This window comes from Vibrio sp. 10N.222.51.C5 (assembly GCF_041474575.1).
Classification (GTDB): domain Bacteria; phylum Pseudomonadota; class Gammaproteobacteria; order Enterobacterales; family Vibrionaceae; genus Vibrio; species Vibrio crassostreae_C.
On the sequence record NZ_JBFRUJ010000006.1, the window covers coordinates 1 to 17,157 of the forward strand.

General features: G+C 43.5%; 14 protein-coding genes. 8 read left to right on the forward strand and 6 right to left on the reverse strand.

The genetic code is table 11. From position 1 onward, the window contains the following. Positions 1-281: 281 nt before the first annotated feature. A complete protein-coding gene (locus AB4558_RS01655; protein ID WP_017060532.1) occupies positions 282-1,679 on the forward strand; it encodes an FUSC family protein in 1,398 nt (465 codons plus the stop codon). A 46-nt stretch (positions 1,680-1,725) separates the two neighbouring features. Next, positions 1,726-2,259 carry an isochorismatase family cysteine hydrolase gene (locus AB4558_RS01660; RefSeq protein ID WP_372157802.1) on the forward strand — a complete coding sequence of 178 codons (534 nt, stop codon included), beginning with the start codon at positions 1,726-1,728 and terminating at the stop codon, positions 2,257-2,259. A gap of 125 nt (positions 2,260-2,384) precedes the next feature. Here the strand turns inward: AB4558_RS01660 and gltX are convergent, their stop codons facing one another. Beyond that, positions 2,385-3,812: a glutamate--tRNA ligase gene (gene gltX / locus AB4558_RS01665; RefSeq protein ID WP_017064147.1), complete on the reverse strand. Its 1,428-nt coding sequence runs from the start codon at positions 3,810-3,812 to the stop codon at positions 2,385-2,387. Positions 3,813-4,112: 300 nt separating this feature from the next. Between gltX and AB4558_RS01670 the strand changes: the two genes are divergently transcribed. Both AB4558_RS01670 and AB4558_RS01675 read left to right on the forward strand, forming a co-directional pair. Then, positions 4,113-6,917, forward strand: coding sequence for a copper-translocating P-type ATPase (locus tag AB4558_RS01670; protein WP_372157805.1), 2,805 nt, complete (start codon positions 4,113-4,115; stop codon positions 6,915-6,917). Beyond that, a complete protein-coding gene (locus AB4558_RS01675) occupies positions 6,907-7,347 on the forward strand; it encodes a DUF411 domain-containing protein (protein ID WP_372157808.1) in 441 nt (146 codons plus the stop codon). Before AB4558_RS01670 ends, AB4558_RS01675 begins: the two co-directional genes overlap by 11 nt. A gap of 261 nt (positions 7,348-7,608) precedes the next feature. Here AB4558_RS01675 and AB4558_RS01680 read toward each other — a convergent pair whose 3' ends face one another. Together AB4558_RS01680 and AB4558_RS01685 are read right to left on the reverse strand one after the other, a co-directional pair. Next, positions 7,609-8,301, reverse strand: coding sequence for an oligogalacturonate-specific porin KdgM family protein (locus AB4558_RS01680; protein WP_017064150.1), 693 nt, complete (start codon positions 8,299-8,301; stop codon positions 7,609-7,611). Between the two features lie 533 nt (positions 8,302-8,834). Beyond that, positions 8,835-11,486 carry a beta-N-acetylhexosaminidase gene (locus tag AB4558_RS01685; protein ID WP_372157811.1) on the reverse strand — a complete coding sequence of 884 codons (2,652 nt, stop codon included), beginning with the start codon at positions 11,484-11,486 and terminating at the stop codon, positions 8,835-8,837. Between the two features lie 404 nt (positions 11,487-11,890). Between AB4558_RS01685 and AB4558_RS01690 the strand changes: the two genes are divergently transcribed. Further along, the gene (locus tag AB4558_RS01690) at positions 11,891-12,769 is read left to right on the forward strand and encodes a TraB/GumN family protein (protein ID WP_372157814.1); all 879 of its coding nucleotides are present in this window, start codon (positions 11,891-11,893) and stop codon (positions 12,767-12,769) included. A 131-nt stretch (positions 12,770-12,900) separates the two neighbouring features. After that, positions 12,901-13,323 (forward strand): hypothetical protein, encoded by a 423-nt coding sequence (locus tag AB4558_RS01695; protein ID WP_136974802.1) that lies wholly within the window; start codon positions 12,901-12,903, stop codon positions 13,321-13,323. Positions 13,324-13,406: 83 nt separating this feature from the next. Here the strand turns inward: AB4558_RS01695 and AB4558_RS01700 are convergent, their stop codons facing one another. Genes AB4558_RS01700 through AB4558_RS01710 form a run of 3 tightly spaced genes read right to left on the reverse strand, consistent with a single transcriptional unit; the run spans position 13,407 to position 15,157 of the window. Beyond that, complete coding sequence (locus AB4558_RS01700; protein WP_050646260.1) at positions 13,407-14,243, reverse strand: CsgG/HfaB family protein; 837 nt, start codon at positions 14,241-14,243, stop codon at positions 13,407-13,409. Between the two features lie 16 nt (positions 14,244-14,259). Then, entirely contained in the window at positions 14,260-14,670 is a 411-nt protein-coding gene (locus AB4558_RS01705; protein ID WP_017064154.1) for a curli assembly protein CsgF, read from the reverse strand. 10 nt (positions 14,671-14,680) lie between these two features. Further along, positions 14,681-15,157: a curli production assembly/transport protein CsgE gene (locus AB4558_RS01710; RefSeq protein WP_032548983.1), complete on the reverse strand. Its 477-nt coding sequence runs from the start codon at positions 15,155-15,157 to the stop codon at positions 14,681-14,683. 318 nt (positions 15,158-15,475) lie between these two features. Here AB4558_RS01710 and AB4558_RS01715 point away from each other — a divergent pair, with 318 nt between their 5' ends. Continuing rightward, positions 15,476-16,087: a curlin subunit CsgB gene (locus AB4558_RS01715; protein WP_137002131.1), complete on the forward strand. Its 612-nt coding sequence runs from the start codon at positions 15,476-15,478 to the stop codon at positions 16,085-16,087. 83 nt (positions 16,088-16,170) lie between these two features. Further along, positions 16,171-17,028 carry a curlin gene (locus AB4558_RS01720; RefSeq protein ID WP_102393935.1) on the forward strand — a complete coding sequence of 286 codons (858 nt, stop codon included), beginning with the start codon at positions 16,171-16,173 and terminating at the stop codon, positions 17,026-17,028. Positions 17,029-17,157 lie beyond the last annotated feature (129 nt).

Here is a 17,157-nt window from a genome sequence, read left to right on the forward strand (position 1 = left end):
AAGCCGCGATGAACCTAAAATAATCGGAACAACTAGCCAGCTTAGAAGAACGATAAACCTGATGTTCTATCGCTATTAACTATTAGAAGATCTATCGATCATTATCAGCATCGAACAATATCGTATAAGTAGAGTGACTGATCGCCCCCCTTCCCCTGAATGTTAAACGATGCAATAGAGTTGCTATATTTGATGGATCAAGGCCTTCAAACTAGAGTTTAGGCTGACCAAAAGATCAGGCAATATCCTCGTATTCGATCCCTCTGCCGCTAAACCCCACTATGCTACTCATTATAAAGTCACTGAGCACTCCAGCCAAGAATGCCATAAAGGTTGCCCTAGCATTTTGTTTAGCTATCTACCTTGCGTTGTATTTTAACCTTGAGAAGCCTTACTGGGCGGCTATCGTGGTCAATATATTGGCCATCACTGATACTATTACTGCTGGCAAGAAAAAAGGCATTCTCAGATTGTTGGGGACGCTTTGTGGCGCGTTTGTCGGGCTTTGGTTAATCGCTGTTTTTGGGCAAGATCGATATTATTTTTTAGCAAACATCGCACTGTTACTCGCAATTTGTATATACATGGGTTCCGATCCGGTCATCGGCTATGCTTACATTACGGCATTTATTGTCTGCATCCTGCTGGCGATATCTGGCAGCTTTGATGGTGTAGCTACATTTAATATTGCGGTACTAAGGCTGCAAGAAACCCTGCTTGGCTTCGTGGTCTATACGACCATCTATAGCGTGGTTTGGCCTGAGGATGATGACACACGCTTTAACAACGAAGTCAGTGTTGTTTTAGAGGCGATGTCTCCCCTCATTCATTCACTCGCTTACAATGACTCAGCGCAGCGTTTCCAGTTACACACGAGCTGCGAGTTAAATATTGAAAGCCCGACCTTCAAAGCGCTGAACGATCTGATGCGCCTGCCCGATTTGCATGGCCGTATGCCTGCCAGAAAGCAGTGGAAGCATCAACAGCAAACTCAAGCAATCTGGGTTGCCAAACAGTTACTGCAAAACGCCCATGATCAAGGGGTTGATCACAATGATTTTTCGATACTTAACCAGGCTATGGCTTTTATTGAAGCATCATCGGTTAATGTCGATTACAAGCCCCCTTTTCCAGAGACAGTCAAACAATTCTACCAGGGTAACTTTAAGAAAAAGCGCTTATTTGCCCGATTACTTGACAACAGCCAGCAACGATTAAGCAATACGTTAGTCGGCACAATGAGCTTCATCTCAGCAATTCTAGTCTGGATATATCTACCAATATCATCGGGAAGTCTGTTCATCATTAACAGTGCCATTTGCGCCTTGATATTAAGCAACATGCCTAGGCAAATGATAAAGCACTGGACCATTGGCTACTTAGCCTTTGGGTCACTGTTCCTCATTCAGTATGTTCTGCTGTTACCTTCGATGACCGAAGTATGGCAATTAATGGCATTTTACTTTGTTAATGTCTTTACGGTGTATCGCCTGTTCGCTGGTAATCAGTGGATGGTCTATCGAGTTCTCGGGGGCAACCTATTAGTAATGATTACCATGAGCGCAACGCAACTTGTGCCTGTTTATGACGTCACTACCCCTTTGAACCTACTCATTTATATGATGGTTGCACTGGCTTTCATCCGCTTTTACACCCGCTTAATACACCGTAAAAGTTAACCACTATAACCTCACACAAAGACCACTAAGGCATAAAGTAATGAAAATGAGTAAATGCTCTGCGCTTGTCGTTATCGACCTGCAACAAGGTATCGTTGATCAATTACCGGAAACCGTGTCCCGACCGATCATAGAAAACAGCCTTGCTCTCTGCGATGCATTTGATGATGCTGATTTACCCGTAATTATTGTTAATGTAGCCGGTCGTCCACAAGGCCGAACGGAACTGCAAAATAAAGCGGCTCAGCCTGACGCATCAAAGATCGTATGGGGAGAGGTCATCGAAAGCCTGCGCCTAAACCCTAATTATCGCTATCTAACCAAATATTCCTGGGGTGCATTTACCAACACAGATTTGCAGAAGCAGCTTTGTGAGCAAGGTATTACGGATATTTATCTGACCGGGGTAGCAACAAGTATTGGGATCGAATCAACGGCTAGACAAGCATTTGAACTGGGTTATAACGTGGTGATTGTCGAAGATGCGATTGCAGATATGAACCCGATGAACCACCAGCACAGCTGCCAAAATATATTCCCAAAACTCAGTGTTTTAGCAAAAGCTCGAGACTTGCTATAACTGTCTCGTCCTAAAATACGTTGACCGTATTTTCATTAAACAATAAAAAGCCGACAGCGAATTAAGCTGTCGGCTGATGATCGTTCTATCTCAAGTACATTCTATCTCAAACAAGAGAAATAAGATTAAGCGTTAGCTTCACGCTCAGCAATGAACTCAAGAGCCATCTTGATGCGAGCGATTACGCGCTCTTTACCAACAAGCTCCATCACTGCATCAACAGAAGGAGACTGACCGCCGCCTGTTACTGCTACGCGAAGTGGCATACCGATTTTACCCATGCCGATCTCTAGCTCTTCACATACAGCTGCAATTACACCATCTTTGATGTTTGCAGTAGTGAAATCTTCAAGTGCTTCAACCTTAGCAAGAGCAAGCTCTAGTGGGCCTTTAGCAACACCACGTAGGTGCTTCTTCGCTGCACCAGCTTCAAACTCAGAGAAATCTTCGTAGAAGTAACGAGATTGCTCAGCAAGTTCGATAAGCGTGTTACAACGCTCGCCAACTAGCTTGATCACTTCAGTGATAGCTGGGCCATTTGTTGTATCGATCTTCTGTGCGTCTAGGTGCCATTGCAGGTATTTTGCAACGTACTCAGGCTCAGATGTCTTGATGTAGTGGTTGTTCAACCAAAGTAGCTTATCAGTGTTGAATGCAGAAGCAGACTTGCTGATAGCCTTCAGGCTGAAGAATTCAATCATCTCTTCTTGAGAGAAGATCTCTTGGTCACCGTGAGACCAGCCTAAACGAACTAGGTAGTTGTTTAGTGCATTTGGTAGGTAACCTTCGTCGCGGTATTGCATTACAGAAACAGCACCGTGACGCTTAGAAAGTTTCGCACCGTCATCACCAAGAATCATTGCACAGTGAGCGAAAGTTGGAACTGGCGCGCCTAGTGCTTCATAGATGTTGATTTGACGAGGTGTGTTGTTGATGTGGTCTTCACCACGAACAACGTGTGTGATACCCATGTCCCAGTCATCCACTACTACTACGAAGTTGTAAGTTGGTGCACCGTCTGTACGACGAATGATCAGGTCATCAAGTTGGCTGTTTGCGATTTCAATGCGACCACGGATTTGGTCATCAAATACTACGCTGCCTTCTTTAGGGTTACGGAAACGGATAACGCACGCATCGCCTTCTTTTGCTGCTTCGTTTGCTGCAACAATTTTAGGGTGGTTAGCATCGTAGCGAGCCATTTCTTTGTTTTCTTCTTGCTCTGCACGAATTTCATCAAGCAGCTCTTTAGACGCGTAGCATTTGAATGCTTTGTCTTCAGCAAGTAGCTTATCAACCATTTCGTTGTAACGGTCAAAACGCTTAGATTGGTAGTAAGGACCTTCGTCCCATTCCATACCCATCCATTGCATGCCTTCTAGAATTGCATCAACCGCTTCTTGAGAGTTACGCTCAAGGTCTGTGTCTTCGATACGTAGAACGAATTCACCGCCTTGGTTTTTAGCGAATAGCCAAGAGTAAAGTGCAGTACGTGCACCACCAACGTGAAGATAGCCAGTTGGGCTAGGAGCAAAACGAGTTTTAACCGTCATTTAAATACCTTGATTATGTAGGTGATTCTTTTAGTGCTCGCCATTACAAGGCCTGCAATAGTCAAACATCACTAAATTTTGGGCGCTATTTTATCACCACCGCTTAAATCTACAATCAGTAGTGAATGATTAATGCGCTGTTGTTGTACGAAAGCCGTTATTGAAAGGCCAATTACGCCCTTAAAGTCGTAAATAGATAGTCTTAGCAAGTAGATTATAGCCGCACATTCTTAATTTCCCTCTTCCATTCCAAACTGAAACCACCAGCTAGCACTCCACCAAGATCAAATTCTTGAATTTATGTTTGACCTTACCCTTACGGGAAGGTTTATGTTAGGCGTAGATGAGAATTGGAGTATCGATATGAACTACTACACAACGGCGCTCAACGGCCTAAATTGCATGGGTTGCGCGAAGAAAGTTCGCACACTGTTTAGCGATCTCGACAGCACGATGATTAATGACATATCGCCGACCTACATCGATATTTCGACTCCATTTAGTTACATTCAGCTCAACGAACAGTTAGCAACGCTTGGATATTCTATGGGTAATCAGCTGCACCTTTCGCTATCCGGTCTGAGTTGCGGCAAGTGTGTGAGCAAACTGACTAAAGCGCTTGAACAAACTGAGCAAGCCTTAAACCTAGAAGTCAGCAAACAGGAATTATCACTGGTTACTCTGCTTTCTGAGTCTGAGGTGATTAAGCTGGTCGAAAGCCTGGGTTACCACGCAGCTCCCTACTCAGAAACGAATGACCTTTCATCGAGTTCAGATTTAGAAGACGAACAAGCAGATAAAAAGAGTGAAGATAAAACCGCAGCTAGCCAATATACCTATCACCTTGTTCTTGAGGGGATGACTTGTGCGAGTTGTGTCTCTTCGGTAGAGAAAGCACTGAAAAAGAATGAGTTTGTCGACCAAGCTCAGATCAACCTTGCCGAACAAACTGCCTTGGTTTTCACCTCTCAAACAAGAGACATCATTGAAAACGCTCTAATAGAATCGGTGAAAGCTGCTGGTTATGGCGCTGAGTTTGTCGACGATGCAGCGACTCAACAGCAAAAACAACAAGAACAGCAACTTCGTACTCAACAAGCCTTCCTTAGAAACTCAGTAAGCGCGTTGGTAATCGGTGCACCGCTAATGGCATGGGGCGTGTTCGGCGGCAGCATGACCATTACTACATTTAACGACCAACTGGCTTGGGGATTCATTGGTGTGGTTTGTTTAGTGTTGTTAGCCACTTCTGGACGCAGCTTCTTCACCAATGCTTGGCAATCCTTGATGCATAAACGCGCGACTATGGATACCTTAGTCGCTCTAGGTACAGGCGCAGCATGGTTCTATTCAATGCTGGTTGTGCTGATTCCATCATGGTTCCCAGAACCATCGCGCCATGTCTACTTCGAAGCCAGTGCGATGATTGTCGGCCTTATCTCTTTGGGTCACTACATTGAAGCCAAAGCCAAAGCTCGCACCACGAAATCGCTACAGGCACTGATTAACTTACAACCTCAAAAAGCGGTGGTCATCGTCGATGGCAAAGAACAAACCATTGCTGTAGAAGCTATCCAAGTCGGCATGCAAGTACGAGTAAAACCCGGAGAAAAAGTACCGGTTGATGGTGTCGTAGTCTCAGGTGAATCTTATATCGATGAGTCGATGCTGACCGGTGAACCACTGCCCAACGTCAAAACAATAAATGATGGCGTTTCTGCGGGCACTATTAATGGGGATGGTAGTTTAATTATTGAAGCGACTGGGATTGGATCAAGCACCATGCTGGCTCGGATCATTCAAATGGTTCGCCAAGCGCAAAGCAGTAAACCAGCAATCGCCAAGCTTGCCGATTCTATCTCAGCCGTTTTTGTTCCGGTTGTGGTCGCAATCGCAGTTTCTGCCGCCTTAGTTTGGTTTTTTGTTGGCCCACAACCAAGCGCCAGTTACATGTTAGTGGTATCAACCACAGTGCTGATCATCGCTTGTCCATGTGCCTTAGGCCTTGCGACACCACTTTCAATTACTGTCGGCGTTGGCAAAGCCGCTGAGTTTGGCGTTCTGATCAAAGATGCCGATGTGTTGCAATCTGCAAGCAAAATTGATGCTGTCGTGTTTGATAAAACAGGCACCCTAACCCAAGGTAAGCCAACCGTTCAGCAAGCCTTTTATGGCGATTTATCAGAACAAGAATTACTGGCTTGTGCTTATTCAGTAGAAGTAGGATCTGAGCACCCACTTGCCAAAGCCGTTTGCCAATATGCAGAGAGCTTGGAAGTTTCAGTACTCCCACACAGCGAATTTGAAAACCAACGAGGGCTTGGGGTTCAAGCAACAATTAACGGCAAGAAAGTGCAAGTTGGCTCGCTTAAGTACCTCACCCAATTAGGTATCAATACAGAGGTTGGCGCGGATTTCATCGAGCTTTGCCGCTCGCAAGCGTGGACGCCTATTTTCATTGCGATTGACCAAAAACTGGAAGGCATATTGGGCATTTCAGACGCGTTAAAAATAGATAGCAAACAGGCGATAGCTCAACTAAAATCCGCCGGAATTCACACTGTGCTATTAACGGGCGACAACGACTCTGTAGCTCAAGCGATAGGTAAAAACGTCGGTATCGACGAAGTGATTTCAGAAGTGCTTCCAGAGCAGAAAGCTCAACACATTGTTCAGCTGCAACAGCAATATAAGAGTGTTGCCATGGTCGGAGACGGTATTAACGACGCGCCTGCACTTGCTCAAGCAGATATAGGCATAGCAATGGGTAGCGGCAGCGATGTGGCGATTGAAAGTGCGCAAATGACACTACTCAACTCGTCGCCATTATCTGTCAGTAACGCGATTGAGCTTTCCCAAGCGACCGTGAGAAACATGAAGCAAAACCTGTTTGGTGCCTTTATCTATAATTCACTTGGTATTCCAATTGCGGCTGGTGTGCTCTACCCATTCTTTGGATTTTTACTTAGCCCTGTCGTTGCAGGCGCTGCGATGGCGATGTCATCAATCACCGTAGTCAGCAATGCCAACAGATTAAGACTGTTCAAACCCACTCATTCTAATATCAACAAAAACCATATTCATGAGGTTAACCATGATTCGTAAAATTATGACTCTTACTGCACTCGCTGCAATCTCAGGACAAGCTTTAGCTACTGATGTTCTAAACCACAAATCTCCATACTGCGGCTGCTGCACAGAATGGACTGAACATATGCGAGATGCTGGGTTCGATGTTACTGAGAAGCTCCACGATGATATGAACCCAATCAAGCAGAAACTAGGGATAACACAAGAGCTAGCCTCTTGCCACACTGCAGAGATCGACGGATACGTATTTGAAGGACACATTCCAGCAGATGACATTAAAGCCTTTCTAGAAAACCCACCACGTAATGCGATTGGTTTAGCGGTTCCGGGTATGCCAATGGGTTCGCCAGGCATGGAATATGGCGATAAGATAGACGAGTATTCTGTGTATGCGTTTAATGAAAAAGGTCAGGTGTTTGAATACCGTCACTACAACGGGAAATAGAACCTAAACAGACCAACACACAGCAATAAAAAGAAGTCATAAAAATAGAGCCTAGCATTCAGTAAACCCAAGACTGTGGTTTACTTGCTAGGCTCTTTGCTTTTGGACAGTAAAGCAAATCTTGTCGCGGCACCAACCGGGCTGTTAGTACCGCTATGTTCCCCTCGCTAATTAGCTAGCAAGCTATTTAGCAAAAAGCTATTTAGCGAAGAAGCTCACTCGGCTAATAATCTAATAGACTAAGCAACCAAGCGAATCAGCTTAGAAGCCGTAAGAAGCACCGAATACGAATGCGTTGTTCTGCTTAGAATCGCCGTTTGCGAAATCTACACCGTTAGCTTGGCTACGGAATTCAAAGTAAGGTTGAACACCTTGACGAGTCCATGTTGCACGTAACTCGTGGTCCATCGCTTCAGCATCAATCATGTATACGTTGTTGTAGCTAAGCGCTAGGTCAGCATTCACTGTGTAAGCAATGCGGTTATCCATGCGGTAGTCTGTGTCAGCATTAGCTGAAGTATCATCGATGTGTGCACGAGTACGGTTACTAATAGAGATGCCGTTGTCGAAGTTGTAACCGATCTTAACTAGTGGACGGAACTGAATGCTTTCGCCTGCAGAGAATAGGTGTTGGTAACCCGCAGCAACCCATAGGTTGTCAGTGATGTTGAAAGATTGCTCACCACCTACAGTGATGCCTGGAGTAGTATTACCTGCACCGCCATTTTCAGATTCAAGTTTGCCCAGTTGGATACCATCAAACTCAGAATAAACCGTGAAGCCGCCTAGAGAGTTGTCAAACGTGTGACCAGCTTCTAGCGTAGAAGTCATGTCAGAACCGTGGATACGGCCATCGTCATGAATTTGGATGTTACCCGTTACGTAAGAAGAACCAGCAAAAGCACTAGAAGCGAAAGCAAGAGAAAGAGCACTTAGAGCGATAATTTTTTTCATTGTAAACTGCCTTAGTTTAATTTTTTCAGCGGCACATCTTCGGTACATCATTCACCTTCACCGCTTGAGTAGTTGGTCGCCTCCCTGGCATGAAATCTATGTTGCTCGAATTAATTTGCGTTTAAAAATAAAAGGGGCAGCAGAGTGATCCCTCTCACTATCAAAAAAAGACAAGTTATTTAAAACTTTAAAATCAACAACTTAAAAACATAAAAATTGATAAAAAACTTAAGATGGAAAAATATACAGATCGGGATCACGTTATTTCACGAAGAAAAATTAGATCTAGATAGTTGAATCACATCTGATTTAGAGTTTTTTACAGGGGGCTTATTTTTTGAAGATAATAATGAGAAGCGCGTCACTTTTGGGATTAAAGTCACCTTATGTGCATTGTTGATGATATTACCAAAGGCGATTTCTATATGTTTCAGTTTTTGATATGCACCTAATTCGCAGTAAACAAAAAGAGCTCCCGTTTTATCTTGAATAAGATAAAGGTCAGGAGCTCTTCTACTAATAGTGCTTATCGATTATTTAACTGAGGTCACTCGACTTACTTTCTCACCACTTTCTGAAATAGAGCGGATGTAAGTCTCACCAGAAACTGATGGACGTTGTTGCTCATCGTATGTTAGCCAGTTTTCGCCATCAGCAGAGTATTGCAGCTCTACACCTGGGAATTGAACGTTCATCGCTAGCTTACCGTCAACAACCTTCGCACCTGGAACTGGTAGTCGGTAATCAATACCCGCTTTTTCTAGCTTAGCTAGCTCACGTTGACCAAGAATATTCGCGAAGCGATTAAAGTCGCTGTTCAACGCTTGCTTATTCACTAAGTTAGTTTCTTGAGAGTATTCAACACCAACCTTGTAGTCGTTTTCCCAATCTGCTCGGTGCCATGCGCGCTCTGCTGCTGCCAATACGCGAGGGAACACCATGTATTCATACTGCTCGTCAGTACGTACTGTTTCTGACCAAAGTTGAGCTGACAGACCGTAGAAAGGTTTCGCTTCAACCTCACCTTTACCAGTAAAACCATTGCCATCACGGTCTAATGATGTTTCTGCGTTTTGTGGCATGTTTTCTGGTGCGAAGCCAAACATCTTACGAGTATCGGTTGCACGTGTTGCCCAGTAGTAACCACGCTCAGCTGCATCAACTTCGTATGGCATATCCATGTATACGTAGTCTGGGTTAGAGACAATCACGTCATACCCTTTTGCTGACCAATCGTATACTGATGAAGTTCCGCCCCAGTAAAGAACGTCCCAGAAGTTCACGCGTGTACTTTCGGTCGCAAATGCTTCCTCGCCTTCGCTGTATTTCAGACCATCTTGCCATGCTTGGAAGTGGGGAATACCCTTCTCAGCAACAACCTTAGAAACCTGTTCTGCGAAGTGGCTTGGTAGATGACCGAAATCGCTTACCGTACCATCAGCGATCAATGACTGACATTGTGGTGATTGTTGGAACGGCTTATCTTGCTTAGACAAATCGATGTTGCCTTTCCAAGCCACTTTATCTTCTGCATTAATATCTTGTAAGCCTGCGCCTAACTTGATGTTTTTCGCTTCATCGCCGCCGAAGTGCCAAGTCGTTAGCGGTACGCCCGCTTCTTGGTGCATTGCCGCCACTTCAGAGATTACTTTATCGACGAAGTGAGTTGATGACTCCATACATGGGTTAATGAAGCTTTGCTTATCGTAGAACTGAACCGTGGTTACATTCGATGTATCTTGCGGATCCATCAAGCGGTATTCGTTCGCTTCTGCTTCTTTGCCTTCCGCCATGAGACGAGTGTAACGCGCTTCCATTGATACCACAGCTGAACGAGCGTGTGCTGGCATATCAATTTCAGGGATAACTTCGATGCTGCGCGCTTTAGCGTAGCTTAGGATCTCGACGTAATCCGCTTTACTAAAGAAACCAGAGCCAAAGTTGTCTGTTGTTGGACCAGAACCTAGCTGAGGCAGTAAGCAGCTTTGTTCATCCAAATCAAAACAACGATTAGACCCTACATCCGTTAGCTCTGGTAAACCTGGAATTTCTAAACGCCAACCTTCATCATCCGTTAGGTGAAGGTGCAGTTTATTCATCTTGTATGCCGCCATTTGATCTAGCGTTGCTAGGATGGCATCTTTTGAGTGGAAGTTTCGAGCAACGTCCACCATCACACCACGATAATCAAAGCGCGGCGCATCTTTAATTGACAGTTGTGGTAATGATTCAGCGTTCTGACTATCTATTAGGCCAAAAATAGACTGAACTGCGTAGAAAGCACCCGTTTTATCAAACGCTTTAATTGCAATCCCCTCTTCCGAGATGCTTAGTTCATAAGCGCCAGATTTCGCTAAATCACCCGTAAACTGAGTAGGAACAACAGCGACACTCACAGGTAGGTCGCCACTCACATCTACGTTTACCACATCTGCACGTTCTTCAATTGCTGCGAATTGCTCAGCGTCGAATGCGTCTTTAGGTAGGGCAATACCACCAGCAATGCTAACTGAACCTTCACCGGCTTCTACCGACATTGGCGTTGGTAGTAAAGTAGTTGATACGTCTTGCGTTGCTAGATCAGCATTCTTTTCAAAACGCGTCACCGCTGTCGCCATTACGTTATTATCATCAGGCGTACGCTTAAGGTTATTACCCTCTAGACCAGTTACGAACGATGCAACATCTTCTGTATTCAATGATGCAATCATCTTAGGTTCTGCGTTTGGCGCCGTCACGAATGCACCTGGCATAAAGTCAGTTTCAAACAGTTGCCAGTATTCACTCGTTAACGGAAGAACCACTTCTTCACCAGCCGCAAAGCCGTCAAATTTTTCAGTAGGTTCTAGCTTATGAAGGTCACCAGTAACGCGAGTGATCTTAAATTGCTCATTATCAACATCTAAAATAAGACGAATACTGTGGAAGTAGATGCTCCAATCTTTAGAGTCAATCGCTTCACCGTCATTGGTTAGCGTCATGTTCACTTTATTACATGACGCCCATTCAGCACCTAGGTCCTGACAAGCCAAGCCTTCATTCGCACCATGATTAGTTAGAATTTCGTACTGAACATCAAGATTATCAGCCAGTGCATTCACTACTTTTTGTTCTGGTGCTTGCGTTACTGCACAACCTGTTAGGCCAGCCAATACCGCTACAGATAGTAAGTTTCTCTTCAACATCGTATTCACCCATAAATTAAAAATTGAGTAAGAAGCAAAATGGAGCGCTTCGAAAGTTAGATAAACTATATGGGCTTATTTTTTACCGTGAATTAAATCGAGCTAATAAAGTGATCGGCTTCAAATCTCAAAAATTTTTATAAATTTAATTTAAATAAAATCATCAAGTTACAAGCAACGGCACTTCCGTCATTTTAATTTTGACGTAAAATTTGAGAAATGAATCACAATCTTTTTTACCGATTTCATAAAATCGTGTCATTGGTAGTCAGAAAGGATTTAGAGTTTCAGCGTATTATTATACTTTTCGTACAAACAACGTGACATTGTTCTCAAAAAAAACCGTTAAAAAACACCGTCAAAATCGATTTTAACGAGTTTAATACTTCCTTAAGGAGCTCCCTTTGCGTCCACTCTGGTACATGGTTTTATTCGTTCTCGCTTTTTCAGCTAGGCAAGCGGTCGCCGAGCCCCTTTATTGGCAAGCACAAAAGGATGATCTGACACTCACTATCTTAGGTTCAGTGCACGTTGGAGACGAGAGTATGTACCCCCTTCCTTCGGCGATCACCGACGCGCTAAAAAACAGTGATGGCTTAATTATCGAAACGGATATCAGAAAGTCTGATGGCGTTGTATATCCCCGCAACAAACTCACGACTGCCGATGTACTCAATACAGAACAGCTGCAATTATTAACCGACATATCAAAATCATTGGGCATGCCGACGCAACAGCTGCTTAGTTCACCGCCTTGGGCAACTTCTCTCTCCATACAAATGCAGCAGTTAAAAAACCTTGGTTATGGCTCCGCCAGCGGCGTTGATGCGACGCTAGCGAACAAAGCGACTACCCAAGATGTTCCGGTTATCAGTTTGGAGCCTCTGCAATTCCAAATAGACCTGATGACAAAACAAAAGGACGACGGTAAGGAATGGTTAGTCAGTAGCCTAGAAGAATTTGACCAAACGGACCGTGTTGTACATTGCCTCATTGAAAGCTGGAAAGCGGGTGATTTAGCGAAGCTGGAAGCCTTCTCAGAACTGTCAGAGATGTCGCCTGAACTTGAGAAAGCATTCTTAACCGATCGCAACATAGACTGGGCAAACAAACTATCCTCCAATGATTGGAAGCTTAAGACTAAAGGGAACTACATGATAGTAGTTGGTACCTTGCACCTAATTGGAGAAGGTAACCTTATACAGTTATTAGAAAAGAAAGGCTTCAGTGTCATTCAGCAATCACAAAGCCAATCAGCCCAATGTCAATTTGAGACTAGCTAAAAAAGCTAACGATGCTCAACCTCATTTTGTTTTCGTTATAAAAGCATTTCCTTAATAACAGAATCTTTACATTTAATAGCACCATTGCAGTGCTATTATCTTTCGCTCTTTTTACCTATGGCGTTGTTCTAATGAAACCAGTACTTTTTGCTTTCCCTTTAGCCCTCACGATGCTGATGCCCTCAATAGCCTCAGCCAAAGAAACATGCACCATCGAACAGTTTCAGGCGATAGACATACAACCGGATACCAAAGGCGGTGTATTAGATAAAGAAAGCGGACAGTTTTTGATTACAGAGAAACCACCGATGCGCTGCGCCAATATTACGTTCACAACATCTACAACACGAAACCGTATCGCAAGCCAAATGAACAACAATTTTGAAGCAAACTTTTACGACAACCAAACGGGAAGCTCTCACTCGGTGACGTTTGATGAAGATGAAGTAAAGGCAGGTTACATTCGAATAGGCCCGAATAAGCCAGCGGAAGCGTATGTTTGTTTTGTTACCTCGGAAACACCGATAAAAGATATTACGTGTGATGTGAATTGATCATTGAGTTGCTTGAAGAAAAAACAGGGCTAAGGGAAAGGTCCGTTTTCCGCATAGCCCTATTTTGCTGCTTACTCGGTAGCTTAAAGTATGTCTGTACTCGCTTCGGAATAACGTGCGATAATCGGATTTTCTAATGCATTCGGATCGCCCGGCGACCACATTCCACGCTTCATTCCTTTCACAATCAAATGAATCACCGCGGCATCAATAGCAGACATCACAGCAATATTGACCGGTTCATTTTGGCTGTAGCCCATCTCTACTTCTAACAACTCTTTGTAGTCAACAAAGCGAAATGCACCGAAGCCGATTTCATGGGAGGAAATGGTTTTAGTCGTCGTGACACTCAAAAGAACTTGCCCAGTTCGAACATCGACGGCTCTCAAATTCACCGTGACTTGATCCGTTCTGTATTGCCCGGAACCACCAATACCTAGATACTTGGCGCCAGCTCCTCCGGTAACAATATTCGAGTCATAAGCCACAATCCCGCCTTCGATGACGATGTTAGCGGAACTCAAAGACGACAAGTCTGCCCCATGATTATTTACGACCTTATCTTTTTTCTGAGCCGCTCGAATAATCTTACGTTCAGTCAATAAGTTTTGGAGCCCTTCACGCTCCAGAGGTACAAACCACTGAGAGTCGATAAGTGCTGTCGTCAATAAAGACGTCCCACCCTGTGGCACTGCTGTGGAAAAGTTACTGTTTGGCTGAGGCTTGTATTGGCCTGTTTGATCTCTAAAGTCATAAACTGAGACCAATATTTTCCCGCGAGGCTGAGGTAATGAGATAAGATCGGTATAAGTCGATCCTCTCGGCATCAGTTTTGGCGTTTCAGAAGTCTCTGGAATTTGCATAGAGTAAGTGCACCCTCCCAACACAAAGGTCAAGAAGACGATAATGATCGATTTCATAACACAATCCTTGTGATTAGAGGTCTGGGTTTAGTCCCGAAACACTGATTTCTGTTGATTCCCCTGTCGCTTTATCGACGATTTGAACGAGTAACGTCCCGGAGTCGTCAACAATATTGAGGAAAAAGTCATCTGTTTCTAACTGCCCTGTATTTCCGTTACCTACATCAGCAAGCAACTGGCTTATCAAACGAGACTCTAAACTAGACGCTAAACGATCTAAGGCTGATTCTTGCTCATCAAAGATATCCCTTGCACTTGGGTCTTCATAATCATTGATAGCATTAGCGTGATTAAAAAGGTGAGAACTGTTTAAAGCGTTTCCGCCAAAACTTGGATTTACGGGCGTATAAACTAATTCGCTTGAGTAAACCGAAGGCGAAACTATCAGCGCAATGAGCGCGGCCTTTCTGAAAAATATCGACATCCTTGGCTCCTTAAAATTCATCATGGTCTAGATCGTAAGTGTCCTGAAAGAGTCTCTCTGCTTGCCATCTGATAATGTAATTCCCTACAACTCGAGTGGCATCGGCAGCTCGTTCTTTCGCTTGTCTACGACCAGGGGACAACGCCGTACGGAAGATCGGTTTTCTAGAGTGTTGAACCTCTATGATGCTTCCAGATAAAGCCGTTGGCCTCTCTTTTACCGTCAAATTTTCCTTAAGGTTGGGATAACTCTCGTTGAGCGATTGCGAGAAGAAGAAGTAGAAGTCATCGCCTAAGCGCGTAATTGTTCTATCCACTATGATCCCGTCAACTTCGCTAAAGTCGTTAAACTTTTCCTTCAGGTTATTTGTCGAATCCTCAAGTTTTGTTCCATTTTCTAAGGGAGCACCGTTTTCAAGACCATGACTCGTATCCCCTGCACTAACAGCGCAAGAAAATAGAGTGATTGTAAGCAGCTTGATTTTCATGTGGGCTCCCATTCAAAGTCCATTTACAAAATGAGAATGTGGTTCGTTGAATCTATACAAAGCCTAATCCATGCTCACAGTGGCATATATAAACTTTAGGTTTAATCTCCGGGAGAAATTAATGAACTAAGGAGGGGCTGTACAAGTTAATTACTAATTAAATTTCTCATATGCAATTAAACATTTTCACCTTTAAGTTTATAGATGATATTCACCTAGAAACCTAAGATGTTCTCATGCTAGTGAGTTACACGGCGTTCAACACGGAATATATATTTAGTTGAATAAACACGCATCAGACACTTTAGGATAAAGATAATGATAAGTCGGACAGCAGCACTTACCAGCTTAACTTGCTTATATTTATCAATAGGTAGTTTTAATGTTGCTATAGCCTCTGGTATTGAGGGGGATTTTTTACATAATGTCGATCAGGACATTATTAATGACTATAGCGACTTATATAACATTTCATCTGGGGACTTAGATAACTACTCAGAGATAGATATAACAAACAGTTCTGATTCAAACTCAACGATTATTCAATATAGTCCTGGAATTAAAGCGAATAATAGAGCGAAGATTAAACAAAGTGGTCACTCTAATTCAGCAAATATTACACAAGTGGGACGAAATAATGTTGCGTATATCAATCAAGATGGATCGAACAATACCGCTGCAATTGGGCAACTTGGCGGAAATAGCGAAGCGCTGATTTCCCAAGACGGAAACCACAATTTAGCGGTAATAGGACAAGCGAACTTCTCAGGGCAAGGGAGTCAATTAAGTATTGACCAAAAAGGCAACCATAATACGGCATTTATGGCTGGGTCTGGAGGAGACAACTTAGGAATTTCTCAAGATGGGCACGACTTCGCGATAGTCAATGCGTCGAGCTCGATGAGAATCTACATCAATCAAGCAAATTAGCGCGCAGTATGGATAGCTTGATTCAAGGTCACTTCATTTGAAGTGATACATAGTCGACATGGAAATGTATAAGGATACAACTTATGAAACTTACACAAATTGGAATTATAGTCGGTGCCATCATTGGTTTTAATGCAGCTCAAGCAGATCCACTTCCTGCACCCTATCCTGCACCAGAGCCAGCAATAGGTGTGAAAGAGGGCACAACTGATCTTGGTATTAAAGGGAAAGTAGCAGCAATAGAGCCGTTAGCTATGGACAATACTGCAGTGTGGCAAATGGGTAGCGGTGACATGGCTAATGTAACTATTAACCAAAATACATCAGGTGTAACAGATGGCCACGTAGCACTCGTTGATACCCACGCGAGTTATAAATCGGACGTAGTTGTTGAACAAAGTGGTAATCTCAATGAAGCTCACGTGAAATTACGTTACAAAAGAAACAACGCACTCATAGATCAAGATGGTTTACGTAACCAAGCCAGAGTTAAAGTACAAGGTGCCGGTCGAAATAATGACCTACGAGTTACTCAGATGGGTGATGACAACATTTCGGTAGTGAAAGCGAAAGGTGGTGCTGACCGAAACGAAGCTGACGTGTACATCAACGGTAACTCTAATACCACTTACACTGAGTTTAGTAACGGCAGTGTTGATAGAAACGATGTTGCTATCGACATCTGGGGTGACGGAAACTACGTAGAAACTATCGTCAATACAGATGTTGGTGGTGGTGATAGAAATGATGTTGATATCGATCTAATGAACAGTAACGATAACCGAGTATTCACTCTTCAAACAGGTTCTCATTCAAACGCAACAGTTAGTTTAACTAACAGTAACATGAACCAATTTATGATAGAGCAAACATCATATGATAACGCTGCTGTATTAGGTAATGGCGCAAACGGAAACGTTGGTCTTATCTACCAAAACTAATATGAATTTTTATACATTTACTAAAACGGCGCTGGTCGCCGTTTTATTTATTTCTTTCCATTTTAATGGATTTTCTTCTGATTTAAATTCAGTACAGTGCCTGATAAAAAATAAAAGTCTTATTCTGAC